Origin of the sequence: Sphingomonas flavalba, assembly GCF_004796535.1 — a bacterium.
Lineage (GTDB): Bacteria > Pseudomonadota > Alphaproteobacteria > Sphingomonadales > Sphingomonadaceae > Sphingomonas_L > Sphingomonas_L flavalba.
In genome coordinates this window covers 301,589-327,251 of record NZ_SPHY01000002.1, presented here as the reverse complement: position 1 = coordinate 327,251, position 25,663 = coordinate 301,589, and the positions used below count along the sequence as shown (strand labels likewise).

The following is a 25,663-nucleotide window of genomic DNA, read 5'->3' as shown; positions in this document are numbered from 1 at the left end:
GCTGCCGGCGATTCCGCCGGGCGCCAAGGTTTATCTGCGGCCGGAAGGCTTTGTCGACACGCCGGTCGGCAATGACGGGCAGGTGGCGCGGCTGGCGGGCACGATGTTGTGGCACGCGGCGTGGGAGGTGATCGTCGAAAGCGGCGGCACGCGCTGCGGCCGGGCGCTGGTGCCGGTGGCCGAACAGGACCGGCTGCCGGACGAGGTGGCGCCGCTGCTCGCCCGCTTCGCGGCGCCGCGCGCGCCGATCACTGTCCGCGAAAGGGTAATCCGGCTTGACCAGCCGCAGGTTGCCGCGATCCTTAATGTGACGCCCGACAGCTTTTCCGGCGACGGCAATGCCGCGGAGCCGCAGGCCGCCGCCGATGCCGGCTTCGCGATGGCGGAGGCGGGCGCAGCGCTGATCGACGTCGGCGGGGAATCGACGCGGCCGGGGGCGACAACCGTCTGGGAAGGCGACGAGATCAAGCGGGTGGTACCGGTGGTCGAGCGGCTGGCGGCCGGTGGCGTCGCGGTGTCGATCGACACCCGCAAGGCGGCGGTGATGGAGGCGGCGCTGGCCGCCGGTGCCGGGCTGGTCAACGATGTGTCTGCACTGCTCCATGACGAGCGCGCGGCCGAAGTGGTGGCGAAGGCCGGCTGCCCGGTCATTTTGATGCATCATAGCGGCCGCAACCTGCATGACGGGCCGAAGCTGAGCGACCCGCTGATCGAGGTTTACGACTGGCTGGCCGACCGGGTGGACGCGGCCGTCGCCGCCGGCATTGCGCGCGACCGGATCATCGTCGACCCCGGTATCGGATTCGGCAAGGGGGTGGCGGACAATCTGGCGCTGCTGAACGGGCTGGCGATGCTGAACGGCCTTGGCTGCGCGGTAATGCTGGGCGCCAGCCGCAAACGTTTCATCGGCGCGCTGGCCGGCGAGGTGCCCGCCGAGGAGCGGCTGGGCGGGTCGCTGGCGGTGGCGCTGCACGGCGTGGCGCGCGGCGTCCACCTGCTGCGCGTCCACGACGCGGCGGAGACGGTGCAGGCGGTGAAGCTGTGGCGCGGGATGCGGGACCAGGCGCTGGTCGGGTAAGCGCGCCACCGCGAGCGCCCCATCCGGGGGCTCGCGATGACGGACTTGTGGGTCAGGCCGCTGGGCGGGCCGGGATGGTCAGGCCGCGCTGGACGGCGGGCCGGGCAAGGCCGCGTTCGAGCCAGGCGGGGACGTGGGTCAGGCTGTCATAGGCGACGAGGTCGCGGGCTTCGTAGAAGGTTATCAGGTTGCGCACCCAGCCGAGGGTGGCAATATCGGCGATGGTATAGGCGTCGCCCATGATCCAGTCGCGGCCGTCGAGGCGGGTTTCCAGCACGCCGAGCAGGCGCTTCGTTTCGTTGACGTACCGTTCCAGCGGGCGTTTGTCGGCGAACTCTTTGCCGGCGAAGCGGTGGAAGAAACCGACCTGGCCGAACATTGGGCCGATCGCCGCCATCTGGAAGAACACCCACTGGATGGTTTCATAGCGCAGCGCTGGGTCGGCTGGCAGGAATTTGCCGGTCTTTTCGGCGAGGTAGAGCAGGATCGCGCCGGATTCGAACAGGCCGAGCGGCTTGCCGCCGGGACCGTCGGGATCGATGATCGCCGGGATCTTGCCGTTGGGGTTGAGCGACAGGAATTCGGGCGTCCAGGTCTCGTCCTTGCCGATATCAATCAGGTGCGGCTCATAGGGCAGGCCGGTTTCCTCCAGCATGATCGACACCTTCACACCGTTGGGCGTCGGCAGCGAATAGAGCTGAATCCGGTCGGGATGGGCGGCGGGCCAGCGGCGGGTGATCGGGAAGGCGGACAGGTCGGTCATTGCGAATCTCCTTTCGGGACGGAACTGAGAATGGCGTCGAGGCGGGCGGCGAGTGCCGGCCCGTCGCCGGCGACGTGCACCATCTTCACCCGTGCAGTGGCGCCGGACAGCAGGGTGACGTCAGCCTTGCGGACGCCGAGAGTGGTGGCGAGAAACGTGGCGAGCGCGGCGTTGGCGGCCCCCTCGACCGGCGGTGCGGCGACGCGGAGCTGGACCAGCGGCCGGCCGTCGGCATCGGCGCCAAGACCGGTAATCGCGCTGCGCCGGGCGCGCGGGGTCAGCCGCAACGGCAGGCGCAGCCCGTCGGCGACGATCATGGCGGACAAAGCGGCGGTGGGCATTGCCGCCTATGTAGGGGGCATGGCGGCGGGTTTGAAGGACGCGGCGCGGGCCGGGGGAATTTACGCCGCCGCGTCGCCGATGCCGAGTTCGGCGAGCTTGCGGTAGAGGGTCGAGCGGCCGATGCCGAGGCGGCGGGCGACTTCGGTCATCCGGCCGCGGTAATGGCCGATGGCGAGGCGGATCACGTCGGCTTCGATCGCCTCGAGCGAGCGCAGATGGCCGTCCGCTTCGAACAGGGTGACGCCGGAGCCGGTGGCGTTCAGCGCCGTCGCCGGTGCCTGCGGCTGGTCTGCGCCGCTGAACCGCTGGGCGATCTGCGGGAAATCGTCGGTGGTCAGCGCGTCGCTCTCACACAGCACCGCGGCACGGAACAGCGCGTTCTGGAGCTGGCGGACATTGCCCGGCCAGTCATAGCCGGTGAGCAGCGACAGCGCCTCGTCGGTGATGCCGAGGCCGCGCAGGCCCGGCTGGCGCGCGATTCGGGCGAGCAGGTGGCGGGCGATGGCGGGAATGTCGCCCTTGCGGTCGCGCAGCGGCGGGATAACGAGCTGGACGACGTTCAGCCGATAATACAGATCCTCGCGAAAGCGCCCGGCGGCGACTTCGTCGAGCAGCACCTTGTTGGTCGCGGCGATGACGCGCGCGTCGATGTCGTGGACGACGCGGCCGCCGACCGGCTGGATGTCGCCGGTTTCCAGCACGCGCAGCAGCTTGACCTGCGCATCGAGCGGCAGTTCGGCGACCTCGTCGAGGAACAGGGTGCCGCCGTCCGCCTCCTGGAATCGGCCGACCTTGCGTTCGAACGCGCCGGTGAAGGCGCCGCGTTCATGGCCGAACAATTCCGATTCGACGAGGTTTTCGGGAATTGCGCCGCAATTGACCGCGATCAGCGGCCGCTTGGCGCGGGGCGAGGCGGCGTGGATCGCCTCCGCCACCAGTTCCTTGCCGGTGCCGCTTTCTCCTTCGATCAGCACCGGCACGCGCGCGCGCGCGGCCTTGGCGGCGATGGCGAGGGCGGCGCGGAAGCGCGGCGCGGCGCCGACGATCTCGTCGAAGCCGAGCGGCGCGCTGATCTTTTCGGACAGCGGGCGCAGCTCACCGCCACCGGCGCCGCTGTTCACCGCCGCGTCGAGTGCGGCTAGCAGCCGGTCTGGCGCGATCGGCTTCAGCAGGAAATCGGTGGCGCCGGCACGCATCGCCTCGACCGCGACCTCGGCGGAATCGAGCGCGGTCATCGTCACCACCGGCAGCGCCGGTCGCCGGTCGCGGATCGCGCAGATCAGCCCTGTCAGATCGGCGGAAGGCAGGGCATGGTCGATCAGCACGGCGTCGAGCGACAGTCCGTCCTGGGTGCCGAGCGTGGCGATCGCGGTCTCGCCGTTGGCGGCGCCGATCGTCCGCCAGCCGGCCCGCGCCGCGATGGCCGATACCAGCCGGCGCTGCGCCGGTTCGTCATCGACCAGCATCAACAGGCGAACTCCGTTGCGCGCCATGATCCCCTATCCACAGTCCCTATGAGAGACAGGATCTAGCACCGCAGTGTAAATGGCGGATTAAACCGCCTCGGCGCCCAGCGCCGGCCAAAAGGCTTGAGAAGGGCAGGCCGGCTGGCTAAGGAGGCGGCGTAGGATTCAAGGGGAGGGCGCGCCCGTGGCGACCAACGACTTCGATGCTCACGAGCAGACCTATTCCGGTTTCACGTCGCTGATCAAATATTCGGCGATTATCAGCTTCGTAACGACGATGATCATCATCATGCTGATCGCGCGCTGAGCGGTCTGCGATGAAGATAGCGGTCCTGAAGGAAACCGCCGCCGGCGAAACCCGCGTCTCGGCCAGCCCGGAAACGGTGAAGAAATTCATCGCGTTGGGCGCCACCGTCGCGGTCGAGGCCGGCGCCGGCGCCGGCGCGTCGATTGCCGATACCGCCTATGCCGATGCCGGCGCCACCGTCGGCACGCGCGCCGCGGCGCTGGCCGATGCCGACATCCTGCTTGGCGTGCAGGGGCCGGTGCCGGACAGCCTGAAAGGCGTGAAGCAAGGCGCCTGGCTGGTCGCCGGGTTGAACCCGTTCGGCGAGCGGGCGCGGGTGGACGCCTATGCCGCGCTGGGGGTCGACGCGCTGGCCATGGAGTTCATGCCGCGCATCACCCGTGCCCAGTCGATGGACATATTGTCGTCGCAGTCGAACCTGTCCGGTTACAAGGCGGTGATCGATGCGGCCGGCGTCTACGGCCGGGCCTTTCCGATGATGATGACCGCCGCCGGCACGATCTCCGCCGCACGCGTGTTCGTGATGGGCGTCGGCGTGGCCGGCCTGCAGGCAATCGCCACCGCGCGGCGGCTGGGCGCGCAGGTGTCCGCCACCGACGTCCGCTCCGCGACCAAGGAACAGATCGAGAGCCTTGGCGCCAAGGCGATCTTCGTCGAGGCGGTCAAAGGCATCGAGGGTGAAGGCTCCGGCGGCTACGCCACCGAGATGAGCGACGAGTACAAGGCGGCGCAGGCCGATCTTGTCTCCAGCCATATCGCCAAGCAGGACATCGTCATCACCACCGCGCTGATCCCCGGCCGGGCGGCGCCCCGGCTGATCTCCGACGCGCAGATCGCGTCGATGCGGCCGGGCAGCGTGATCGTCGACCTGGCGGTGGAGCAGGGCGGCAATGTCGAGGGCGCGGTTGCCGGCGAGATTGCCGAGAAGCACGGCGTCAGGATCGTCGGCCACCGCAACGTGCCCGGCCGGCTGGCGGCGGACGCGTCGGCGCTGTTCGCGCGCAACCTGTACAATTTCCTCAGTGCCTTCTGGGACAAGGAACAGGGCCGGCCCATCCTGCCCGACGACGACGAGATCACCCAGGCGATCCGCCTGACTCAGGGCGGCAAGGTGGTGAACACCCGCCTGCTCGGCTGACCGCGAGACAAGGACCTCGACGATGGACTTCATTTCGATCCTCTCGATTTTCGTGCTCGCCTGCTTCGTCGGCTATTATGTCGTCTGGTCAGTGACGCCGGCGCTGCACACGCCGCTGATGGCGGTGACCAATGCGATTTCGTCGGTGATCATCGTCGGCGCGCTGATCGCCAGCGCGGCGGCGGGGTCGCCCCTGTCGAAATGGCTGGGGCTGGCGGCGGTGGTGCTGGCTAGCGTCAATATCTTCGGCGGCTTCGCGGTGACCGAACGCATGTTGGCGATGTACAAGAAGAAGGGGCGCTAGGACCATGCACGAGGCGCTCGCCGTCAATCCCTGGGTCGCGCTCGCCTATCTGGTAGCGGGCGTCTGCTTCATCCTGGCGCTGCGCGGGCTGTCCAGCCCGGCGTCGAGCCGGCGGGGCAACCGTTTCGGCATGGCCGGCATGGCGCTGGCCGTCGGCACCACGCTGGTCACCCACGATATCGCCAGCCTGCCGGAGATCGCCGGCGCGATCCTGATCGGCGGGACGATCGGCTTCATCGTCGCCAGGCGGATCGCAATGACCGCAATGCCGCAGCTGATCGCCGCTTTCCACTCGCTGGTCGGCATGGCGGCGGTGCTGGTCGGCGCGGCCGCCTTTCTGAACCCGGAGGCGTTCGGCATCCTTGCCGCCGACGGGCTGGATATCGCGTTCAACAGCCGGATCGAGATGGGGCTTGGCGTCGCGATCGGCGCGATCACCTTTTCCGGATCGGTTATCGCCTTCCTAAAGCTGAACGGCAATATGAGCGGCGCGCCGATCATCCTGCCGCTGCGCCATGTCATCAACCTGGGCATGCTGGCGGCGATCCTGGCACTGGTCTTCCTGTTCCACGCCGACACGCCGGGAATGTTCTGGGTGATCGTCGCGCTATCCTTCCTGATCGGGTTCCTGCTGATCATCCCGATCGGCGGGGCGGACATGCCGGTCGTCATCTCGATGTTGAACAGCTATTCCGGCTGGGCGGCGGCGGCGATGGGCTTCACCCTGCACAACACCGCGATGATCATCACCGGCGCGCTGGTCGGGTCGTCGGGCGCGATCCTGTCCTACATCATGTGCAAGGCAATGAACCGCAGCTTCATCAGCGTGATTTCCGGCGGCTTCGGCGCTGGCGACAGCGACAGCGGCGGTGCCGCGGCCGCCAAGACCGACCGGCCGTGGAAGCGCGGGTCGGCCGAGGACGCCGCCTTTCTGATGAGCCAGGCCGAGCAGGTCGTTATCGTCCCCGGTTACGGCATGGCCGTCGCCCAGGCGCAGCATGCGCTGCGCGAGATGGCCGACAAGCTGAAGGAGCACGGCGTCGCCGTCAAATATGCGATCCATCCGGTCGCCGGGCGGATGCCGGGGCACATGAATGTGCTGCTGGCCGAAGCGAACGTGCCCTATGACGAGGTGTTCGAGCTGGAGGACATCAACTCCGAGTTCGCGCGCACCGACGTCGCCTTCGTCATCGGCGCCAACGACGTGACCAACCCGGCGGCCAAGACCGACAAGAGCTCGCCGATCTACGGCATGCCGATCCTCGACGTTGAGAAGGCGAAGACCGTGCTGTTCGTCAAGCGGTCGATGGGCGGTGTCGGCTATGCCGGCGTCGACAACGACGTGTTCTACCGCGACAACACGATGATGCTGCTTGCCGACGCCAAGAAGATGGTCGAGGAAATCGTCAAGGCGATGGAGTAGGGGCGGGCAGCGACGCTCCGCCGCGGAGCAATCGCCGCGCAAGCCGCCGCCGCAACGACCGTCCTTCGCACAGGAGGACGGAGCAGTGGATATCGACGAGATCAACGCCGCGTTGCGCGCGGCACGCGCCGCGCTGGCGCAGACCGGTGCGCCGCCGGGGATGCGCGCCGACCATGCGGCCTGCCTGGCCGCGCTGGACTCCGCGATCGGCGAAGCCGAGAGACTTGGACGCGATCGTCGTAATTCTGCTATGTTGCAGTCTTAACTCAATTTTTTTATCCAAAACGGACACGTATCCACTGGAGTCCATCCCCGGATCGGGCATGGTCCAGAATGGATCAAACGCGGACGAACGGGGGTGGCCATGGAGCTTTGGTATCGCAACGGCGGGACGACGATGACCGAAACGGCGGTCGTTGTGCTGGCGGATACGTCGATGGGTCTGTCGGTCGCGGCGCAGGCCGCGGATGTGCTGGGCGCGCGCGTGCTGCGCTCCGAATTGCTGGAGCCGGGCGCGGTGGGAGAGGGGCGGCTGGCCGCTATCGGCAATGCCGACGCGCTGATCGTCGAACTGGACCGCGACGGTGGCGCCGATTTGGACGCGCTGCTCGCGCTGGTCGACCGGACGGCGCGCGACGCCGGCATCGACGCGGTCGTCTGCTTTCCCGAGTCGCTGATTGACATCGTCGCGGCGGGGATCAGCAGCGCGCGCGTCGCCCTGCTGTGCGCGCCGACAATGATCGAGCGGGTTGCCGCGCTGCAACTGGCGGTACAGCCCCGCCAGTTGATGCTGGCCGATATCGGCGCGGAGTCCGAGGCGCAGCGGTTGATGCAGTTGAGCCGTGAGGTGGCGCGCATCGCCAAGGCGCTGGCCGAACTCTCCGCCGGCGAGCTTGGGCCGGGGCCGGCGGTGCATGACGGCGCCGGGCGCTTCGCCGCCGAAACGCGGAGCGACCCGGTCGAGCCGGTGACGATCCGCGCGGTGATCCGCGCGCGGCGGCTGCGCGACCAGTATTTGCCGCCGGCGCTGTTCGCCGACCCGGCCTGGGACATGCTGCTCGACCTGATGGCGGCGCGGCTGGAGGCGCAGCCGGTTGCGGTGTCCAGCCTGTGCATCGCCGCGGCGGTGCCGCCGACGACGGCGCTGCGTTGGATCCAGACGCTGGCCGACGCCAATCTGATCGAACGCCGGCCGGACCAGCGTGATGGGCGACGGGTGTTCATATCGCTGGCAGACCGGGCGGCGGAGGCGATGCAGCGCTACTTCACCGCCGCGCGGCAGGCGGGCGCGATTCTGGCGTAACGCGGTGATGGGTCGTTCGGGCTTGGCTAACCGGACCAAACACCATAAAGCCCGCCATTCCCGTCAGGCGGGCGCTTAGCTCAGTTGGTAGAGCATCTCGTTTACACCGAGAGGGTCGGCGGTTCGAGCCCGTCAGCGCCCACCATTTTAAGCCTGGTTATTCATCCCCGGCCGTGGTGACGATTGTAACTACATGCTGGAGCGTACGTCGACCCGATCATGGTCGACAACCGTATCTCCGGGAAAGGCTTGCAGGCTGCGCTCGAGGGTAGCCGAGGTGACTTTAGAATGAGAGTCGATACCCTGCCGGAACGACTGGCGCTGCGCCGGTCGCCGCCGACGCGTCCGCAACCATCGCCGTCCGGCCGCGTTACCGCCGCCTCAAATCAAAGGGGCGCGTCTCATGTTCACCCAACTCAACCCGTCCATTCCGCTCCACGTGCAGGGAAAAGGCGATGGCCTGGCGATCGGCGTCATCGATTACGGTGAAGAGCACAACCTGATCTGGGTGACAGCCATCAACGAGACGGGCGAAATCTGGTGTGCGCCGAATCCGATCGTGCGGATGAAGGCCAATTGGACGATGGGGCGGAAGCTGGGCGACTAGCGCGGGCGGCTGATCGCGATGGAGATGGTTGCGAGCGCCGTTCCACGCACAGAAACGCCGCCAGCCCGAAGGCCGGCGGCGTCGCTGCAATCAATGCCTGGCTTAGGCGAAGGCGACGGTCACGCGCTTGCGGCTGCGCATCGCGCCGCCGACCAGGCCGAAGCCCGCGATCAACAGAGCCCAGGTTGCCGGCTCAGGGACGGCTCCTGCGCTGAGGGCCGCGCTGCCGGCCGTGACGTAGCGATGCACGCCGATTTCGGACTCGAACGACTGCGTCGTCGAAATCTTGCTGCCGGCGTCGCTGAGCGCTGGCGTGAAGTAGAGGACCATCTGGAAATTCTTGCCGGCATCACTGAAGGTCATGCGGAAGAAGTTGGGAACCTGCTGCCAGTCAACATAGCTGATGTTGTCGTAGACGAAGCCCGGCAGGTTGTAGTTGATGCCGTTGCCGGGGTTGTACACGTTCGCCGACGCGGTGATATTGACCGCCTCAAGCGCGGTGATCGCGTCGTTGGTGGTGAACGTGCCGGTCAGCGTGCCGCCGCCCTGGAGGGTCACGCCGTCGAGGACAAACACCTTTGCCGCCGAAGCTGGTGTGGCCACTGCCATCGCGCCCAGCGCAGCCGCCGCCATCAGAGAGAATTTCCGCATGTCCTTGCCCCTATAAGCCAGGGAACTATCCCGGCCGCCCGGCTCCCTACCGAGGCGGCGGAACGAATAACAGAGCATTAACTATGATATATAGGGATGAGCCGTGGCTCAGTGCCCGATCAGATCCAGAATCCCTCGCGCCTGCGCCGCCGGCTGTATTCTTATCGCAAAGCGAACTTGACTTCGATATGCGAATACCTAGCGTGATTGACCTGAGCTTTGCAGACATTGGGGAGGGGGAATGGCGGCCGATCGCTTTTTGACCACGCATACCGGCAGCCTGCCGCGCCCCGAGGCGCTGATGGCGATGATGTTCGCGCAGCAGGGCGGCGAGGCGATCGAACCGGAGGCGCTGGCGGTCGCGGTCGACGAGGCGGTGGCGTTGATGGTCGCGCGGCAGGTCGAAGCCGGTATCGACGTACTGAACGACGGCGAGATGTCGAAGCCGAGCTATGCCACCTACATCAAGGATCGGCTGAACGGCTTCGGCGGCGAGAGCGGCAGCTACAGCTTTCGCGACCTTGACGAGTTTCCGGGGACCAAGGCCAAGGTGTTCGCCGATACCGGGCGGGCGCGGCGCACCGCTCCGGCGTGCAACGGCCCGATCTCCGTCAAGGACATGGAGGCGCCACGCCGCGACGCCGAGCGGCTGAAGACAGCGGCGCCGGGCCGGCGGTTGTTCATGAGCGCGGTATCGCCGGGGACAACGGCGCTGTTCTTCGGCAACACCCATTATCCCGACTATGAAGCCTATTTGTTCGCGATCGCCGAAGGGCTGCGGCACGAATATGAGACGATCGCCGCCAGCGGGATCGACCTGCAGATCGATTGCCCCGACCTCGCGATGGGCCGCCATGTCCAGTATGCCGACCTCGACGTTGCCGGGTTCCGCAAGAAGATCGCACTGCATATCGAGGCGCTGAACCACGCCGTCGCCAACATCCCGGCGGAGCGGCTGCGGATGCACCTGTGCTGGGGCAATTACCCCGGCCCGCACCATTGCGACGTGCCGCTGGCTGACATCGTCGACATCGTCTGGACCGCCAAGCCGCGCACGGTGTTGTTCGAGGCGGCGAACCCGCGCCACGCCCATGAATTCGCGCTGTTCGAAACCGTCCGGCCGCCCGAGGACAAGATACTGGCGCCGGGGCTGATCGAGCCGCAATCGTCCTATATCGAGCATCCCGACCTGGTCGCCCAGCGGATCGGCCGCTACGCCGACCTCGTCGGGCGCGAACGGGTGATCGGCGGCGTCGACTGCGGCTTTTCGATCCATGTCGGCAGCGGCGGGCTGGACCCTGAAGTGGTCTGGGCCAAGCTAGGCGCGCTGGCCGAAGGGGCACGGCGGGCGAGCCGGCGCTACTGGGGGTAAGCGCCCGGCGGTCGCGCCTATGCGGCGCGGCGGATGCGGTCGACGAAGCCAGCGAGGACGGCGTTATAGGCGCCGGCATCGGTCAGGTTGCACAGATGCCCGCCGCCGATGGTGGCGCGGCGGGCGTTGGCCAGGCCATAGGCAAGCGCATCGCCGACCAGCCGCCGCCAGGGCGTATCCTGTTCCCCGGTCAGGACCAGCGCCGGCGCGTGGATGGCATCGAGTTCGCCGGCGAGCGGAGCCAGCGGCGGCGCCGCCGGCGCGGTCAGGTCGCGCGCCTGATAGGCGGCGAGCAGCCGGTCGACGATGCGCCGGGCGGCGGGGTCTTCCACCCGCATCAGCGGGTGGGTGCGCCATAGCGCCTTCATCCGGTCGATCCGCCCGCCACGGACAAGCGCGGCATAGCTGGTGATCGGTATGCAGTCCTCTCCGCGCGGAGCGGGCAGGAAGCCGTCAAGCGGTGCGCCGTGCAGCACAATGCCGATCACCCGGTCCGGGTGGGCCATGGCGAAATGCAGCGCCACCCGGCCGCCCTGCGACATGCCGACGATGACCGCGCGCGCCAGCCCCAGCCGGTCGAGAATGGCGAGCAGGTCGCCATCCTCTTGCGCGAGCCCCGGCGGAGCGGTCGATCCGCCGAAGCCGCGCCGGTCGACCGCGATCACCTGAAAGCGCGCGGCCAGCGCGTGGAGCTGCGCCTGCCAGACGCCACGGTCGAGCGACCAGCCGTGGAGCAGGACCAGCGGCAGCCCCTCGCCGGCGATTTCGATACGGACGGCGCCGTTCGCGACCGGAATGTCGTGGATCATCGTCGGGCCGTCGGCGGGCAGGCTGGCCATGGCCGTGCCGTCAGGCGTGCTCTTCGTGGCGGAAATGGTTGTTGGTTTCGTGATCGCCGGCAAGCCAGCGGCGCAGCTCCTCATGGGCGGCGGCGCGGCGTCTGGCGTTGATTTCATCCGCATTGGGCGCGTCGAGGGTGAATTCGAGGATCATGCCGTTGGGATCGGTGATGTAGACCGACCGGCAATAGCCATGCTCCAGGACATAGGTATCGGGTTCCCGATAGCCGGCGGCCTTGATTCGCTGCTCGATCTCCGCCTGGGTTTCCGCGTCGACGTTGAGCGCGATGTGGCGGAACGGTGAGGGGCTCAGCTCCGGATCGAACAGGGTCTGATCCTCCGGCTTCGCAAACTGGAAGAAGGCGAGGGCGCCGCCATCCGCCAGGCCGAAGAAACAGTGGCAGTAGACGCGCTCTGCGCCGAACAGCACGTCCTTTTCACTCCACGTCGCGATCAGCGGCAGGCCGATCACCTCTTCGTAGAATTTGCGGGTCGCTTCCAGGTCCTTGCTGACATAGGCGGTATGGTGCAGCCGCGACGGCAATCTCGTCATGGTCGGTTCCTCTCCTTAGCGGGCGCGGCGTTGCGCGCTCTCTACCCGGCGGCAAAAGCTAGCACAGCCCATTGGGGGCATCAATTCGTTTTGCGAAGTAAAATTCGCATAACGAAAATCAGGCATGGGCGGCGGTGCCGGCGTCCGCGTCGCCGCCGGCATCGGCGTCGGGGCCGGGGCCGTCATAGGCGATCGCCGCCGCCGCCTGCCCGGACAGGATGAAGCCGATCGGCCTTTCGCTTTCCTCCTGCAGATGGCCGATCAGGCTGGCGGTGCGGGCAAGCAGGGCGATGCCCTTCAGCGCCCGAAGCGGGAAGCCGACATCGAGCATCACCGCCGGTATCGCACCGTTGACGTTGATCGGCAGGTCGCGGCCGATCGTGGCGGGGAGGGCGGCCTTCACCGCGCGCAGGGCGGCGATATGCGGCCCTTCGGTACCGCGCTCCGCCGCCAGCCGTAGCAGCAGGTTGGCGCGGGGGTCGCCGGCATTGTGCAGCGGATGGCCGAAGCCGGGCACCGCCTTGCCCTCCGCCCGCAGGGCCCGCACCGCTTCTTCCGGCACCCGGTCGTTCGCGACGATGTCGGCGAGAAAGGCGCCGGAAACCTCCGCGCTGCCGAGCACGACCGATCCGCAGCCGAGCAGCCCGGCGGCGACGGCGCCCTGAAATGCCTCCGGCGCGGCGGCGTAGGTCATCCGCGCGGCGACGACGCTGGGCACCAGGCCATGTTCGGCGAGCGCGGTCAGCACGGCATTGGCGAAGAACAACTGGTCGGCACTCGGCTCGGTGCCGGTGACGAGCAGCCAGAAATAGCTGGTGAAGTCGGTCTGGCCGATCACCTCGCTGCACAGGTCCTTGCCGCGCACGGTGATCGCGGCCGGGGTGGAGGTGGAAATCGCGCTGTACGGTTGATCCTGCTTGCCTATTCTCATCGCCATCTCACTAGTCTGTGCCCGGCCCGGCCGCCGCGATCCGGCCCGGAAATCCGGGGCGGGCAGGGCGACAAGGCTATCGGCCGACATGCCGACTCACAACCTTTCGCATTTCGAAGTTGTTTTCGCTATACGAATTTTCTTATATGCGGCGATCCGGCCCCGCAGCACGACACTGCGGCCGGCCGGCATGATTCGTTTGGGAGGGTCGGTGATGGCGAAGGTTCTTGGCGATGTCCGTGTCCTGGAAATGGGTACGTTCATCACCGGCCCGGCCGCCGGGATGCTGCTCGCCGATCTGGGCGCCGACGTGGTCAAGGTGGAGAACAGTGACGGCGGTGACCCGTTCCGCGCGTTCAAGGGCGGGCTCTACAGCCCGCATTTCCAGACCTACAACCGCAACAAGAAAAGCATCACGCTGAACACCAAGCAGCCGGAGGATCTGGCGGCACTCGACGCGCTGATCGCCGACGCCGACGTGTTCATCCAGAATTTCCGGCCCGGCGTCGCCGCCCGGTTGGGCGTCGATGCGGCGCGGCTGCAGGCGATCAACCCGAAGCTGATCTATTGCGCGATTTCCGGGTTCGGCGCGTCCGGACCCGACCGCAAGCGCCCGGCCTTCGACACGGTGGCGCAGGCGGCGAGCGGGTTCCTGCGCCTGCTGCTCAACCCGGCGCAGCCGCGCGTCGTCGGCCCGGCGATCGCCGATTCCATCACCGGCTTCTACGCCGCTTACGGCATATTGGGCGCGTTGCACGAGCGGGCGACGACCGGCCGCGGCCGGGTGGTCGAGGTATCGATGCTGGAGGCGATGTGCCATTTCAACCTTGATGACTTCACCCATTATTTCTCGGCCGGCGAGGTGATGGGGCCGTACAGCCGGCCCAACGTGTCGCAATCCTATGTTTTCCAGTGCGCCGACGGCGGCTGGATCGCGCTGCACATGTCGTCGCCGACCAAATTCTGGGAGGCATTGGCCGAGGCGGTCGGGCGGCCGGACATGCTGGCGCTGCCCGAGTTCGCCGACCGCAACGCGCGCATCGCCCATTATGACGATGTCGTCGCTTTTCTGGCACCGATCTTTCGCACCCGTGACCGGGAGGAATGGCGCCGACTGCTGCTGGAGAAGGGCGTGCCGTCGTCGCCGGTCTATGCATCGAACGAGGTGCTGGAGACAGAGCAGGCGCGCGCGCTGGCGCTGGAAGTGTCCGCCACCCACTCGGAGACCGGGCTGTTCCGCACGATCCGTTCGCCGGTCAGCTTTGACGGCGAGCGGGCGGACACGGTGGTGCCGCCGCCGGTGCTGGGCGTGGACAACCCGGCGGTGCTGGGCCGCCCGGCCTGGACGCCGCCCGGCGAATAGCGCGGCTGGCGCGGGCGGTCGCGCCTGTCTATAGCCGCCGGAACGACTAAGGGGCGGCAGGATGGCTGAGACGCCGAAGGTGCGGCAGGACCCGGAATATCTCTCCACGCTGGCGCGCGGCCTGTCGGTGCTGCGCGCCTTCAACCAGAGCCGTCCGGAAATGCAGTTGAGCGAGGTCGCAGTGGCGACGGGGCTGAACCCGGCCGTGGCGCGGCGCTGCCTGAACACGCTTGTCCAGCTCGGCTATGTCGCGCAGCACGGCCGACGATTCCTGCTGCGCCCGGAAGTGCTGGTGTTCGGTTCCGCCTTCCTCGCCTCGATGAATGTCGAGGGCGTGGCCGGACCGCACCTTCAGGCGCTGCGCGATGAAACCGGCGACAGCTCGTCGATGGCGGTGCTGTCGGGCGAGGACATATTGTACATCGCCCATGTTTCGACCAACCGCCGCATCCGCATCGGCGCCAGCGTCGGCACCCGCTTTCCCGCCTATGCGACGTCGCTGGGCAAGGTGCTGCTCGCCTATCAGGGTGACGCGGCGATTGACGCCTATCTGGAATCGGTCGCGCTGAACCGGTTCACCGAACATACGGTGACCGACAAGGCGGCGCTGCGCGAAAGCCTGCACGCGACGCGGGTCGACGGCTATGCTTCCGCCCAGGACGAGCTGGATTACGGTGTCGTTTCCGTCGCGGTGCCGGTGTTCGACAAAGACCGGCAGATCGCCGCCGCGATCAACTGCTCGACATCGACGACCCGAATCGCGCGCGACGAGCTGGTCGCCAGCCGGCTGCCGCTGCTCCAGCGCGCCGCCGTCGAGATCGAGGGCGCGTTGCAGCGCTGGCCGTTCCTGTCGCACGCGCTGCGACCCTAACACTCCCTTCTTAATCGCAAGACAGCAAGGTTGTGGCGCCTGGCATTGTTTCCGGTGCGCAACAGCAGAGCGGTTTCGTATGGGTTTCGCAATGCGAACTTGACTTCGATAATCGAAATTCGTACCCCGACAAACGATCGGATAGGTGTCCGCCAGCCGGAAAACGGCCGGCGCCGGGTGCCCACCCGAGCCAATAAAAGCGGGGAATGGGGATGAGGAAGATACGGTCTCTACGTGTCGTGCTGTTGGCGGGCGCGATGGGAATTGCCGGTGTCGCCGCGAGCGGGGCCGAGGCGCAGTCGGCGGCATCCGCCGGCGGCGATGCGGCCGCTGCCGCCGGCGAGGGCGACATCGTCGTTACCGCGCTGCGCCGGTCCGAATCCCTGCAGGACGTGCCGGCGGCGATAGCCGCCTATACGTCGGAAACTATTGCGGCGGCGGGTATCGAGCGGCCGAGCGACTTCATCAACCTGACGTCCAACGTCAATCTGGTCGAGACCCAGAACGCCGGCAACGCCTTCATCATCATCCGCGGCATCACCCAGGCGCGCAATTCGGAGCCATCGGTCGCAGTCGTTGTCGACGGGGTGCAGCAGGTCAATCCGGCCCAGTTCAACCAGGAGCTGTTCGATATCGAGCAGATCGAGGTGCTGAAAGGGCCGCAGGGCGCGATCTATGGCCGCAATGCGATTGGCGGCGCGATCGTCATTCGCACGAAGCAGCCGACCGATATTTTCGAGGGGCAGGCCCGCGCCGGTATCGACAATGGTTTCGGCTACTGGCTGCGCGGTGGGGTCAGCGGGCCGCTGTCCGACACGGTGCGTTTCCGCCTTGCCGGGTCGTGGTACGACACCAACGGTTTCATCCGGAACGCCTATCTGAACGAGGATGCGGACCCGGTGAAGGACCTGGGCCTGCGTGGCACGCTGCTGTGGAACCCGACGCCGGAATTTACCGCCGACCTGCGCGGATCGATCAGCCGGCTACGCACCCAGGCGCTGTATTTCAACATCGTGTCGGACGTGAACGACACCAGCCTGCCGGTCAGGGTCAACAACCGTGGCCAGAACGACCGCGACATCAACAACCTGTCGCTGCGGCTGACCTATGACACCGGCGCCGGGGTGATCAGTTCCGTTACCTCCTACGACACGCTGAAGGAGATACTGACCGGTGACGCCTTCGACTTCCTGCCGATCCAGGAATCGTTGTTCTACCAGATCTTCGGTTTCGACCTGAACCAGAGCCAGTATCTGAACGTCAAGGCGTTCAGCCAGGAGATCCGCTTCACATCGCCGGCCGAAAACAAGTTCGGCTATATTGTCGGCGCCTATTTCATCGATACCAACCGGTTCATTTCGACCGGCAACATGATCGATACCGGCAACGACGCGTTTCCGGTCTATCGTGAGCCGAGCACGAACCCGCTGAACCCGCAGTTCAGCTTCCTGTCGGACAAGCAGGACAATTTCGCCTGGGCGGTGTTCGCCAACCTGTCCTACGACTTTTCCGACCAGTTCCGCGCCGATTTCGGCATACGGTACGACCGCGACCGCCGCCGCAACACGACGCTGACGCCGCCGCAGTTCATGAACGCGCCCGGCCTGCCCGACGGCACCACCGGCGAGGTGCGCAAGGCCACCTTCGACGACTGGCAGCCGAAGCTGACGCTGACCTGGAAGCCGACCAACATGCTGACGGTCTACGGCGGTTATAGCCGGGGCTTCCGCAGCGGCGGCTTCAACCAGACCGGGGTCGGCGGCGTCGCGGCGGCCAATGGCATCGTCGGCGTCGAGGATGTCTTCCAGGCGGAAACCGCCGATACGTTCGAGGTCGGCACGCGCGCCCAGCTGCTCGACCGGCGGCTGACGCTCAGCGCCAATGCCTATACGACGGAATCGAAGAATTCGTATTTCTTCGTCTTCCTCGCCGCCAACTCGACCCAGAATCTGGGCAACGTCCCGCGCACCCGGATCAAAGGGTTTGAACTGGAGGCGACGGCGCGGCCGGCGCCCGGTTTCGACGTAAATCTTGGCTTCGGTTACACTGCCAGCGACATCAGGGCCTTCCCCGACCCGGCGGTGATCGGCAATGAGGCGCCGCTGATCTCGCGCTATACTTTCAACGCGGGCGCGCAGTACCGCACCGCCGTCAGCGATGATGTCCACCTGACCGCGCGGGTCGATTACCGGCGGACCGGCAAGACCTGGTGGGATGTCGAGAATTCGACGGTTCGCAAGCCGGTCGACCTGGTCGACGCGCGGCTGAGCGTCGATTTCGGCGGCTTCACCCTGGCGGGTTTCGCGAGCAATCTGTTCAACGAGAAATACAATGCCGAGTTCTCGCCCGGCGGGTTCGTGTTCAAGGCCCGGCCGCGTCGTTACGGCGCCGAGCTTGGCTTCAGGTTCTGATCGATCGGGAGCAGGTGATGCCGCGTATTCTGGTTCTGTATTATTCCAGCTACGGCCATGTCGAGACGATGGCGCAGGCGGTGGCCGAAGGCGCCGCCACCACTGGCGCCGAGGTGGCGGTCAAGCGGGTGCCCGAGTTGATGCCCGAGGCGGTGGCGCGCAGCGCCGGCGTGCTGCTGGATCAGGTGGCGCCGATCGCGGACCCGCAGGAACTGGGCGATTACGACGCGATCATAATCGGCTCGCCGACCCGGTTCGGCAATATGGCGGCGCAGATGCGCAACTTTCTGGACCAGACCGGGCCGTTGTGGGTGAAGGGCGCGCTGGTCGGCAAGGTCGGTAGCGCGTTCACCTCCACCGCCAGCCAGCATGGCGGGCAGGAAATGACGATCACGTCGATCCACACCACCCTGCTGCACCACGGCATGGTCATCGTCGGCCTGCCGTATAGCTTTGCCGGCAACACGATCATGACCGAGATCAGCGGCGGCACCCCCTATGGCGCGAGCACCATTGCCGGCGCCGACGGCAGCCGCCGGCCGAGCGGCAACGAACTGGACGGCGCGCGCTTCCAGGGACGGCATGTCGCCGAGATCGCTGCACGCATGGAAAGGGGAGGGCGAGACTGATGACCCACGCAGTGACCGAAGCGGTGTTCACCGCCTGGCTTGACGGCTACAAGGCGGCGTGGGAACGGCGCGACCCGGATGCCGCCGCCGCCCTGTTCACGCCCGATGCTCGCTATCACGAAACGCCCTACGACCCGCCGCTGGAAGGGCAGGCGGGGGTCCGTGCCTATTGGGAAAAGGTGACGGCCGGGCAAGCCGACGTCGTCTTCACCTACGACGGCGTGACCTGTGCCGGCGATACCGGCCTGTGCCACTGGCACGCCGCCTTCAAGGGCGTGCCGGGCGGCGAAACCATCGACCTGGACGGCATGTTCCGCTGCCGCTTCGCCAGCGATGCGCTGGTCGATCGATTGGAGGAATGGTGGCACATTCGCGTGATTCCGGCAGCGGCGTAGGCGGCTATTTTGGTCGCTCGACCCGGAATCTCGGTGATCGACCGGCGGTTGCGAACGGCCTATGGTCCCGCCGCGATGGCAGCCGGCACGAGATAGCCGGAGCCGGTGGAGCCTGAGAGGGGGCGCGGATGGCCGATTTCACGACGGCGGTGATGCATCCGGACGATGGGCGCGAGGCATGGCGCGAGCGGATGGCGGCGCTCTGCGGCCGGCGCGCAGCGGTGCAGTTTTCGCCGGAGCCGTTTACCGGGTCGATCCGCCATCGTGAGGTCGGCGGCGTCAGCATCTGCCATTTCAAGCATAATATCCGCCAGCTTGCGCAGGACAGGCGGTCGCTGGAAGCCGACCAGAGCCGCTACATAATGCTGATCATGCAGCTCGGCGGGCGAAGCCAGGTCAGCCAATCGAACAACGACTTGATGCTGTCCGCCGGGGCATTTGCGATCATCGACAGCTTTCGCCCGTTCGTCACCCGCTTCGACGGGCCGACATCGCAGCTGATCGCCTATCTGCCCGCGGCCGAATTCACTGGCCCGACCGCATCGAGCGGACTGGCACGCCCCTATGCGATGTCGGGTCAGGAGGGGCTTGGCGCGCTCGCCCGTTCGACGTTGCTGACGATCGCGCGATCGGCGGACCGGTTGCTCGACGACGATGCCGTCGTCGCCCGAGAGATGCTGACCGGCGTCGTTCGCCGGATGATCGGCCGCGAAGGCCGGCCGCGGGCGGAGGCCGAGGGGCTGCCCGGCGGCCGGATCCGCGCGTTCATCGACGCGCGGTTGGCCGATCCGGAACTGAGCCCGGCGCGGATCGCCCGCGGCTGCGGCATTTCCGTGCGCCGGTTGCATCGCGCGTTTGCAGGCACCGAATGGTCGGTGTGCAGTTGGATCCGTCATTGCCGGCTGGAAGCGTGTCGCCGCGATCTGCTCGACCCGACGCTGGCTGGCCTGTCGATCATCCAGATTGCGTTCCGCTGGGGTTTCAACGACGCCGCGCATTTCAGCCGCAGCTTCCGCGAGGCTTATGGGGCGTCGCCACGTGAGCACCGCCGCGAGTGCCGTCTGTCCCGCAACAACAACATTCCCTGTCACGGCGAGGCAAGAGTTTAGGCTGTTCGCCGCCTACCAAGCGATCGTGCTGTCGCGGCTTAGACGCGGCGTGGCACGCAACGATCGGCTGGATGAGAACGCGATGCAGGATACAGGGAATAATGCGCTTGGAAGCGTGCGCTTCGCAGCTTCGCTGCTGGCGCTCGGTGCGGCGATCGCCGCGGTGCAGCCAGCAGCGGCGCAGGACGCGGCCGCCCCAGCGGCACAGGTCGACCGGGATCTTTCCGCCGGCGACATCGTCGTCACTGCGCAGTTCAAGGCGCAGCGGGTGCAGGACACGCCGCTGTCGATCTCGGCGCTCTCCGGCGACCTGATGGACGATCGCGGCATCCGCGACGTAGCGGAAGCGGCCAAGAGCGTGCCGAACGTCTTCGTCGAGCGCCAGGTCGCCGGCACGGGGGCGGGGGCCAGCGCCTATATTCGCGGCATCGGCCAGTCCGACCCGCATTTCGCGGTCGAGCCCGGTGTCGGCATCTATGTCGACGATGTCTATTACGGCGTCATTTCCGGCAGCCTGTTCGAAACCATGGATCTCGAGCGTGCCGAAATCCTGCGCGGGCCGCAGGGAACGCTGGCCGGCAAGAATTCGATCGGCGGCGCGATCAAGCTCTATTCCAAGAAGCCGGACGACACGACCAACGGCTCTATCGAAGTCGGCTATGGCCGGTTCAACCGCGTCAACATTCGGGCGGCCTCCAACTTCACGCTGATCCCCGACCGGCTCTATGTCCGTGTGTCCGCCTCCGGCCGGCGAGCCGACGGCTACCTGACCCGGCTCGACTATGGCTGTGCAACCGGCATCGCCAGCGGACCGACGCAGCGGACGATGAAAGGCTGCAAGATCGGCAGCGAGGGCGGGCAGCAACTGTTCACCGGCCGTGCCGCCTTCCGCTTTCTGCTGGCGGACGGGATCGAGAACAACCTGATTGTCGACACGATCCAGGACGATTCGGAGAATCCGGCCGGCAAGCTGACGGTGCAGAACCCGATCTGGGCCGGCACCAACAACTATATGACGCCGAAGGGCAGCTACACCAACTACGCCACTTACATCGGCGACCCCGGCCTGCCGACCCAGTTCAGTTATGAACCGAAGACGACGCTGCACGGCTGGGGCCTGTCCAACAACCTTACCGCCGATCTCGGCGGCGTGACACTGACGTCGATCACCGGCTATCGGGTATCCAATACCTATTTTCCGGTCGACCTCGACGTATCGCCCGCCAACATCCTCGACCAGATCTGGCGGCTGAACCACAAGCAGTTCACGCAGGAGATCCGCCTGTCGGGCGACTTCGCCGACAAGATGGTCGAGTGGACGATCGGCGGCTTCTATTATGACGCGAAGGGCGTGTCGCGCACTCGGCTCAATCTACGCGGCGGCCTCGCACTGGGCGGCGGCGGTGTCGATCTGCGCGCGATCACCGACGACCCGATCAACACATCGTCGAAATCGGTGTTCGGGCAGGCGATCGTCCACCCGGTCGACGGCCTGTCGCTGACCGGCGCGCTGCGCTATACCAACGACAGGAAGACCTACCTGTTTCACCGTTATGCCGTCGACGGCGGGCTGCATCCGACGCTCGGCATCCTCGACGGGGTGACGGGCGTCTATGACGGAAACCGCGTCGACGTGCGCGTCGCCGCCGACTACAAGATCGGCAACGATGCCTTGGTCTACGCGCAGTACGCGACGGGCTTCAAAGGCGGCGGCATCAACCCGCGCCCGTATTTCCCCAGCCAGGTCGTGCCGTTCGATCCGGAAACGCTGACGAGCTACGAGGTCGGCTTCAAGAGCGACCTGTTCGATCGGGTCCTGCGCCTCAACGCAGCGGTGTTTCACAATCAGTTCAAGAATGTTCAGGGCAAGATCAACTCCTGCCCGGCGATCACGCCAAACAATGCCGCCGGACCCTGCGCCGCGGCGACCAACATCGGCGACGCGCGGATCAACGGCGCCGAGGCGGAGCTTGAATTGCGCAGCGGCGGGCTGCTGGCCAGCGCGTCGGTCGGCTATCTCGATTTCAAGTACAAGCGGGTGCTGCCGTTCACCGGCGTGACGCTGGACATGACCAACGTCTACACGCCGAAATGGACGGCGTCCGGTGGCATCCAGTACAGCTTCGATGCCGGTGGCGCGGGCGAGATCACGCCGCGCTTCGATATTAGCTATCTGAGCGCGACCTATTCGGATCCGGTCAATACCCCGCTGACGCGGATCACGCCGCGTGCGTTGGCCGATGCCCAGATCATGTGGGACACGAAGAAGGACTGGATCGTCACGCTGGGCGTTACGAACGTGTTCGGCACATTCAAATATATCAATTATTACCAGACAGGCACGCCAGTCTACAACGCCCAGATTGGCCAGCCGACCCGGCCGCGCGAATGGCTGCTCACGGTCAAACGGGACTTCTGACGCCGTATGGCCGGCCGGACGAAACCCGCCGTCCGGTCGGCCGCCCCGTCCCAAGCCCGTGTCGAGTCCGATCGAGTAGCATGTCTGATGACCACCCGTCTCCGTCCCCATGTGCTGTTGTGGAACGCCGATGACGGCGAACTGGAAAGGGCGCTGGGCGCACTCGATATCCGATTGTCGGTCGCGTGCGACGACGCCGGCGCGCCGGTGCCCGCCGCGGCCATAGGTGTCGCCGACATCGACGGGCTGATCCTGTCGGCGGCCCAGATTTCAGCGGCGTTGCTGGAGCGGCTGTGCCGCGACGCGCCGCGTCTGCGCTGGATCCATCTGACCAACGCTGGTTACGACAACGTGCAGGGCCAGCCGCTGCCCGCCGGCCTGGTCGTTACCCACACGCCGGGGGCGGGGGCGACGACGGTGGCGGAACATGGCGTCGGGCTGATGCTGGCGCTCGGCCGCGGGATTCCGGATGCACTCGACGAGCAGCGGCGGCGGCACTGGAACTACGCGCTCGGCGGCCGCCTGGTTTCGTTGCAGGGGCGGACGGCGATGATTCTCGGCTTCGGCCATATCGGCAAGGCGCTGGCCAGGCTGCTGCGCGCGTTCGGGATGCGGGTGATCGCGGTCAGCCGGCGCGGCGACGCCGATGGCCTTGCCGACGCCAGTTGCACGCTGGCCGGCGTCGACACCCACCTGCCACAAGTCGATTTCGTCGCGATCGCCTTGCCGCTGACGCCGGAGACCGACCGCTTCTTCGATGCGGCTCGACTGGCTCTGCTCAGCCCCGGCGCGTTCCTCGTCAATCTGTCGCGCGGCGGTATCGTCGATGCGGCGGCGTTGGCGACGCGGCTCGAAGCGGGCGGGCTGGCGGGCGCCGCGATCGACGTTGCGTCGCCGGAGCCGCTGCCGGCCGGGCATCCTCTATGGTCGGCGCCGAACCTGATCATCACCCCGCACACCGCCGCCGCCGGCCCGACGCCGCACGACCGCGCGCACATGGTTGCATTGACCGCGGAAAACGCCAGACGTTTCGCGCAGGACGAGCCGTTGTTGCACGTCGTCGATTGCGCCGCGCGCGAAGCGGCATAGGGGAGGGGGAGGCAAATGCGGATCACCCGCGCCGCCAGTATCCATGCCGATGGCGGCTGGCGGCCGTTCAGCTTCCTGAAGATCGAGACCGACGAGGGGCTGGTCGGCTGGTCCGAATATGGCCGGGGCGCCTGGGCGCCGGCGCTGCCGCAGATGATCGACACACTGGCGGCAAGAGTAATCGGGCAGGACCCGCGAGGCTTCGCCCGCCTTGCTGCCGAACTCCATGCAGGGGCGCGTTTCGCCCCCGGCGGCCTGAACGCCCAGGCGATCGCCGCGATCGAAAATGCCTGCGTCGATCTGGCGGCCAAGGCGGCGGGCGTGCCGGTCGCCCGCCTGCTCGGTGGCCCGTTCCGCGACCGATTGCCGCTCTATTGGTCGCATTGCGGCAGCTTCCGCGTCCGCGACAGCGCCTATTTCGAAAGGATCCTCGGCCGCCCGCGCCTGGAAACGCTCGACGACATGAAGGCGCTGGCGGCGGAGGCGGCGGCGCGCGGCTTCGGCGCGGCCAAGACCAATCCGATCGCCTTCACGGCCGACGGGGCGGTGCTGCTCAACCCCGGCTTCGTGCCTGGCGGCGATCCGGGGCGGGCGGTGGATGCGGCGACGATCGCGGCGATCACCGACCAGATCGCCGCTTTTCGCGATGGCGGCGGGCCCGGCCTCGATATCATGCTCGACGCCAATTTCGGCGCGACGCCGGAAGGAACCGCCCGGATCGGCCGGGCGCTTGCCGGCCATGGCCTACGCTGGTTGGAAGCGGACGCGCACGCGCCGGACGCGCTCGCCGCCCTGCGCGAACGCTTGCCGATGCCGCTTGCGTCACTGGAAACGCTTTACGGGCGCCGTGGCTTCCAACCCTATCTCGCCGTGCGTGCCGCCGACGTAGCGATCGTCGACGTCGCGTGGAACGGCATAGCCGAGTCGGTGCGGATCGCCGCGCTTGCCGAGATCGGCGAGATCAATGTCGCGCCGCATAATTTCTATGGGCCGCTCGCCGACCTGATGGCCGCACACTTCTGCGCCGCCGTCGCCAATTTCGAGATCATGGAGATCGAAGGCGACGATGTGCCGTGGAAATACGCGCTGCTGACCGCGGCGCCGACGATCGCCGGCGGTTGCTTCATGCTCCCCGACACGCCAGGCTGGGGCGCGGACGTCAACGAGGACGCCGTGGCCGAGCATCCGTGGACCGGCGCGCGATGAAGCTTGATGCCCTGTTCCAGCCGGTCAGCTTTGGCGCGCTGACGCTGCCCAATCGCTTCGTGATGGCGCCGATGTCGCGCTATGCCTGCCCGGACCGCATCCCGACGCCGGAACTGTCCGCCTATCACCGGCGCCGGGCGGAAGGCAGGGTCGGCCTGATGCTGACCGGCGCCGCGGCGATCGACCATCCGGCCGCGAACAATTCACCGGTCCTCGCGGATTTCCGTGCCGAAGCGCAACCGGCGTGGCAGCGACTGGTGCGCGAAACGCACGATGCCGGCGGGCGGATCGCACTGCAACTGTGGCATGCCGGCGGGCGGTTCAACCGTGAGCCGTGGTGGCACCCGGCACCCCTGGTCAGCCCGTCGGGGCTGGGCGGCCCGGCCTTCGTCGTCGGCGAACCGCTGAGCGACGAGGCGATTGTCGATCTGGTCGACCGTTTCGGCCGGGCGGCGGCGGATGCCAGGCGTGTCGGCTTCGATGCGGTCGAGATCCACGCCGCGCACGGCTTCCTGATCGACCAGTTCTTCTGGGACCGGACCAATATGCGGACCGACCGCTGGGGCGGAGTCCATATCGAAGACCGGCTTGCCTTCGCGCTGGCGGTCTACCGTGCGGTCCGCGCGGCGGTGGGACCGGGCATGCCGGTGTCGATGCGGATTTCGCAGTGGAAGGAACAGGATTACAAAGCGCGGCTGGCGACGACGCCCGATGCGTTGGCCCGCTGGATCGGTCCGTTCGTCGACGCCGGGGTCGATTTCGTCAACTGCTCGCAGCGGCGCTTCTGGGAACCGGAATTCGAGGGATCCGACATGAATCTTGCCGGTTGGGTCAAGAGGCTGACCGGGGCGCGGACGATGACGATCGGGTCGATCGGCTTGGATCGCGACGTCACCGCCTCCTTTGCTGGCGATCGGGCGGCGCCGGCGCCGCTGACCGGCCTGGTCGAGCGGTTCGCGCGCGGGGATTTCGACCTGGTCGGCCTCGGCCGCGTCCTGCTTGCCGACCCCCATTGGATCGAAAAGGTCCGCGACGGCCGGTTCTCGGAACTGATCCCGTTCGAGGCGGGTGCCGCCGACGTGGTGTACTGACCG

General features: G+C 67.1%; 26 protein-coding genes and 1 tRNA gene. 20 read left to right on the top strand and 7 right to left on the bottom strand.

The features are described 5' to 3' along the window. Nucleotide 1 precedes the first annotated feature (1 nt). Complete coding sequence (gene folP / locus E4A53_RS03495) at nt 2-1,078, top strand: dihydropteroate synthase (protein WP_239018120.1); 1,077 nt, start codon at nt 2-4, stop codon at nt 1,076-1,078. A 52-nt stretch (nt 1,079-1,130) separates the two neighbouring features. Here folP and E4A53_RS03490 read toward each other — a convergent pair whose 3' ends face one another. The 3 genes from E4A53_RS03490 to E4A53_RS03480 are packed head-to-tail and all read right to left on the bottom strand — an operon-like array spanning nt 1,131 to nt 3,676. Further along, nucleotides 1,131-1,841 carry a glutathione S-transferase N-terminal domain-containing protein gene (locus tag E4A53_RS03490; RefSeq protein WP_136161718.1) on the bottom strand — a complete coding sequence of 237 codons (711 nt, stop codon included), beginning with the start codon at nt 1,839-1,841 and terminating at the stop codon, nt 1,131-1,133. Next, entirely contained in the window at nt 1,838-2,182 is a 345-nt protein-coding gene (locus tag E4A53_RS03485) for a DUF167 domain-containing protein (protein WP_239018114.1), read from the bottom strand. Before E4A53_RS03485 ends, E4A53_RS03490 begins: the two co-directional genes overlap by 4 nt. 60 nt (nt 2,183-2,242) lie before the next feature. Continuing rightward, on the bottom strand, nt 2,243-3,676 hold the full coding sequence (locus tag E4A53_RS03480) for a sigma-54-dependent transcriptional regulator (protein ID WP_136161717.1): 1,434 nt from the start codon (nt 3,674-3,676) through the stop codon (nt 2,243-2,245). A 157-nt stretch (nt 3,677-3,833) separates the two neighbouring features. Here E4A53_RS03480 and E4A53_RS03475 point away from each other — a divergent pair, with 157 nt between their 5' ends. The 8 genes from E4A53_RS03475 to E4A53_RS03440 all read left to right on the top strand — a co-directional run bounded on the left by E4A53_RS03475 (nt 3,834) and on the right by E4A53_RS03440 (nt 8,731). Next, nucleotides 3,834-3,956 carry an aa3-type cytochrome c oxidase subunit IV gene (locus E4A53_RS03475; RefSeq protein ID WP_206366214.1) on the top strand — a complete coding sequence of 41 codons (123 nt, stop codon included), beginning with the start codon at nt 3,834-3,836 and terminating at the stop codon, nt 3,954-3,956. Nucleotides 3,957-3,966: 10 nt separating this feature from the next. Next, the gene (locus E4A53_RS03470) at nt 3,967-5,094 is read left to right on the top strand and encodes an NAD(P) transhydrogenase subunit alpha (RefSeq protein WP_136161715.1); all 1,128 of its coding nucleotides are present in this window, start codon (nt 3,967-3,969) and stop codon (nt 5,092-5,094) included. 22 nt (nt 5,095-5,116) lie between these two features. Continuing rightward, the gene (locus tag E4A53_RS03465) at nt 5,117-5,398 is read left to right on the top strand and encodes an NAD(P) transhydrogenase subunit alpha part 2 (RefSeq protein ID WP_136161714.1); all 282 of its coding nucleotides are present in this window, start codon (nt 5,117-5,119) and stop codon (nt 5,396-5,398) included. Nucleotides 5,399-5,402: 4 nt separating this feature from the next. After that, complete coding sequence (locus E4A53_RS03460) at nt 5,403-6,821, top strand: NAD(P)(+) transhydrogenase (Re/Si-specific) subunit beta (protein ID WP_136161713.1); 1,419 nt, start codon at nt 5,403-5,405, stop codon at nt 6,819-6,821. A gap of 85 nt (nt 6,822-6,906) precedes the next feature. Then, nucleotides 6,907-7,086, top strand: a complete 180-nt coding sequence (locus E4A53_RS03455; RefSeq protein ID WP_136161712.1) for a hypothetical protein — start codon at nt 6,907-6,909, stop codon at nt 7,084-7,086. Nucleotides 7,087-7,185: 99 nt separating this feature from the next. After that, entirely contained in the window at nt 7,186-8,124 is a 939-nt protein-coding gene (locus tag E4A53_RS03450; protein WP_136161711.1) for a helix-turn-helix domain-containing protein, read from the top strand. A 69-nt stretch (nt 8,125-8,193) separates the two neighbouring features. After that, nucleotides 8,194-8,269, top strand: a tRNA-Val gene (locus E4A53_RS03445). 258 nt (nt 8,270-8,527) lie between these two features. After that, a complete protein-coding gene (locus E4A53_RS03440; protein WP_136161710.1) occupies nt 8,528-8,731 on the top strand; it encodes a hypothetical protein in 204 nt (67 codons plus the stop codon). A gap of 102 nt (nt 8,732-8,833) precedes the next feature. On the opposite strand, the gene E4A53_RS03435 is transcribed toward E4A53_RS03440, so the two are convergent. Further along, nucleotides 8,834-9,382 carry a PEPxxWA-CTERM sorting domain-containing protein gene (locus tag E4A53_RS03435; RefSeq protein WP_136161709.1) on the bottom strand — a complete coding sequence of 183 codons (549 nt, stop codon included), beginning with the start codon at nt 9,380-9,382 and terminating at the stop codon, nt 8,834-8,836. Between the two features lie 259 nt (nt 9,383-9,641). On the opposite strand from E4A53_RS03435, the gene E4A53_RS03430 reads away from it, so the two are divergent. Beyond that, nucleotides 9,642-10,754, top strand: a complete 1,113-nt coding sequence (locus E4A53_RS03430; protein WP_239018113.1) for a cobalamin-independent methionine synthase II family protein — start codon at nt 9,642-9,644, stop codon at nt 10,752-10,754. 17 nt (nt 10,755-10,771) lie between these two features. Here the strand turns inward: E4A53_RS03430 and E4A53_RS03425 are convergent, their stop codons facing one another. From E4A53_RS03425 to E4A53_RS03415, 3 genes are all read right to left on the bottom strand, one after another. After that, the gene (locus E4A53_RS03425; RefSeq protein WP_168694304.1) at nt 10,772-11,593 is read right to left on the bottom strand and encodes an alpha/beta fold hydrolase; all 822 of its coding nucleotides are present in this window, start codon (nt 11,591-11,593) and stop codon (nt 10,772-10,774) included. A gap of 10 nt (nt 11,594-11,603) precedes the next feature. Next, nucleotides 11,604-12,146 carry a VOC family protein gene (locus tag E4A53_RS03420; protein ID WP_136161706.1) on the bottom strand — a complete coding sequence of 181 codons (543 nt, stop codon included), beginning with the start codon at nt 12,144-12,146 and terminating at the stop codon, nt 11,604-11,606. Between the two features lie 118 nt (nt 12,147-12,264). Further along, nucleotides 12,265-13,077, bottom strand: a complete 813-nt coding sequence (locus E4A53_RS03415; RefSeq protein WP_136161705.1) for a citryl-CoA lyase — start codon at nt 13,075-13,077, stop codon at nt 12,265-12,267. 214 nt (nt 13,078-13,291) lie between these two features. Between E4A53_RS03415 and E4A53_RS03410 the strand changes: the two genes are divergently transcribed. From E4A53_RS03410 to E4A53_RS03365, 10 genes are all read left to right on the top strand, one after another. Then, a complete protein-coding gene (locus E4A53_RS03410) occupies nt 13,292-14,440 on the top strand; it encodes a CaiB/BaiF CoA transferase family protein (protein WP_136161704.1) in 1,149 nt (382 codons plus the stop codon). A gap of 61 nt (nt 14,441-14,501) precedes the next feature. Then, complete coding sequence (locus tag E4A53_RS03405) at nt 14,502-15,311, top strand: IclR family transcriptional regulator domain-containing protein (RefSeq protein WP_136161703.1); 810 nt, start codon at nt 14,502-14,504, stop codon at nt 15,309-15,311. Nucleotides 15,312-15,523: 212 nt separating this feature from the next. Then, entirely contained in the window at nt 15,524-17,722 is a 2,199-nt protein-coding gene (locus E4A53_RS03400; protein WP_239018112.1) for a TonB-dependent receptor, read from the top strand. A 17-nt stretch (nt 17,723-17,739) separates the two neighbouring features. Further along, complete coding sequence (gene wrbA, locus E4A53_RS03395) at nt 17,740-18,351, top strand: NAD(P)H:quinone oxidoreductase (RefSeq protein WP_136161702.1); 612 nt, start codon at nt 17,740-17,742, stop codon at nt 18,349-18,351. Beyond that, a complete protein-coding gene (locus E4A53_RS03390; RefSeq protein WP_136161701.1) occupies nt 18,351-18,746 on the top strand; it encodes a nuclear transport factor 2 family protein in 396 nt (131 codons plus the stop codon). The genes wrbA and E4A53_RS03390 overlap by 1 nt, the downstream gene beginning before the upstream one ends. A 128-nt stretch (nt 18,747-18,874) precedes the next feature. Beyond that, nucleotides 18,875-19,855, top strand: coding sequence for a helix-turn-helix domain-containing protein (locus E4A53_RS03385; protein WP_136161700.1), 981 nt, complete (start codon nt 18,875-18,877; stop codon nt 19,853-19,855). 115 nt (nt 19,856-19,970) lie between these two features. Continuing rightward, nucleotides 19,971-22,274, top strand: a complete 2,304-nt coding sequence (locus E4A53_RS03380) for a TonB-dependent receptor (RefSeq protein ID WP_168694303.1) — start codon at nt 19,971-19,973, stop codon at nt 22,272-22,274. 87 nt (nt 22,275-22,361) lie between these two features. Further along, nucleotides 22,362-23,363, top strand: a complete 1,002-nt coding sequence (locus E4A53_RS03375; RefSeq protein ID WP_168694302.1) for a D-2-hydroxyacid dehydrogenase — start codon at nt 22,362-22,364, stop codon at nt 23,361-23,363. 15 nt (nt 23,364-23,378) lie between these two features. Next, nucleotides 23,379-24,569, top strand: a complete 1,191-nt coding sequence (locus E4A53_RS03370) for a mandelate racemase/muconate lactonizing enzyme family protein (protein WP_136161697.1) — start codon at nt 23,379-23,381, stop codon at nt 24,567-24,569. Then, nucleotides 24,566-25,660, top strand: coding sequence for an oxidoreductase (locus E4A53_RS03365; RefSeq protein ID WP_136161696.1), 1,095 nt, complete (start codon nt 24,566-24,568; stop codon nt 25,658-25,660). The genes E4A53_RS03370 and E4A53_RS03365 overlap by 4 nt, the downstream gene beginning before the upstream one ends. Nucleotides 25,661-25,663: the final 3 nt, after the last annotated feature.

Coding starts and splice junctions, on each gene's coding strand:
- E4A53_RS03460 (WP_136161713.1), top strand. CDS start 5,403: ATGCACGAGGCGCTCGCCGTCAATCCCTGGGTCGCGCTCGCCTATCTG.
- E4A53_RS03480 (WP_136161717.1), bottom strand. CDS start 3,676: ATGGCGCGCAACGGAGTTCGCCTGTTGATGCTGGTCGATGACGAACCG.
- E4A53_RS03435 (WP_136161709.1), bottom strand. CDS start 9,382: ATGCGGAAATTCTCTCTGATGGCGGCGGCTGCGCTGGGCGCGATGGCA.
- E4A53_RS03450 (WP_136161711.1), top strand. CDS start 7,186: ATGGAGCTTTGGTATCGCAACGGCGGGACGACGATGACCGAAACGGCG.
- E4A53_RS03365 (WP_136161696.1), top strand. CDS start 24,566: ATGAAGCTTGATGCCCTGTTCCAGCCGGTCAGCTTTGGCGCGCTGACG.
- E4A53_RS03465 (WP_136161714.1), top strand. CDS start 5,117: ATGGACTTCATTTCGATCCTCTCGATTTTCGTGCTCGCCTGCTTCGTC.
- E4A53_RS03440 (WP_136161710.1), top strand. CDS start 8,528: ATGTTCACCCAACTCAACCCGTCCATTCCGCTCCACGTGCAGGGAAAA.
- E4A53_RS03420 (WP_136161706.1), bottom strand. CDS start 12,146: ATGACGAGATTGCCGTCGCGGCTGCACCATACCGCCTATGTCAGCAAG.
- E4A53_RS03470 (WP_136161715.1), top strand. CDS start 3,967: ATGAAGATAGCGGTCCTGAAGGAAACCGCCGCCGGCGAAACCCGCGTC.
- E4A53_RS03370 (WP_136161697.1), top strand. CDS start 23,379: ATGCGGATCACCCGCGCCGCCAGTATCCATGCCGATGGCGGCTGGCGG.
- wrbA (WP_136161702.1), top strand. CDS start 17,740: ATGCCGCGTATTCTGGTTCTGTATTATTCCAGCTACGGCCATGTCGAG.
- E4A53_RS03485 (WP_239018114.1), bottom strand. CDS start 2,182: ATGCCCACCGCCGCTTTGTCCGCCATGATCGTCGCCGACGGGCTGCGC.
- E4A53_RS03415 (WP_136161705.1), bottom strand. CDS start 13,077: ATGAGAATAGGCAAGCAGGATCAACCGTACAGCGCGATTTCCACCTCC.
- E4A53_RS03405 (WP_136161703.1), top strand. CDS start 14,502: ATGGCTGAGACGCCGAAGGTGCGGCAGGACCCGGAATATCTCTCCACG.
- E4A53_RS03425 (WP_168694304.1), bottom strand. CDS start 11,593: ATGGCCAGCCTGCCCGCCGACGGCCCGACGATGATCCACGACATTCCG.
- E4A53_RS03385 (WP_136161700.1), top strand. CDS start 18,875: ATGGCCGATTTCACGACGGCGGTGATGCATCCGGACGATGGGCGCGAG.
- E4A53_RS03375 (WP_168694302.1), top strand. CDS start 22,362: ATGACCACCCGTCTCCGTCCCCATGTGCTGTTGTGGAACGCCGATGAC.
- E4A53_RS03490 (WP_136161718.1), bottom strand. CDS start 1,841: ATGACCGACCTGTCCGCCTTCCCGATCACCCGCCGCTGGCCCGCCGCC.
- E4A53_RS03400 (WP_239018112.1), top strand. CDS start 15,524: ATGAGGAAGATACGGTCTCTACGTGTCGTGCTGTTGGCGGGCGCGATG.
- E4A53_RS03410 (WP_136161704.1), top strand. CDS start 13,292: ATGGCGAAGGTTCTTGGCGATGTCCGTGTCCTGGAAATGGGTACGTTC.
- E4A53_RS03390 (WP_136161701.1), top strand. CDS start 18,351: ATGACCCACGCAGTGACCGAAGCGGTGTTCACCGCCTGGCTTGACGGC.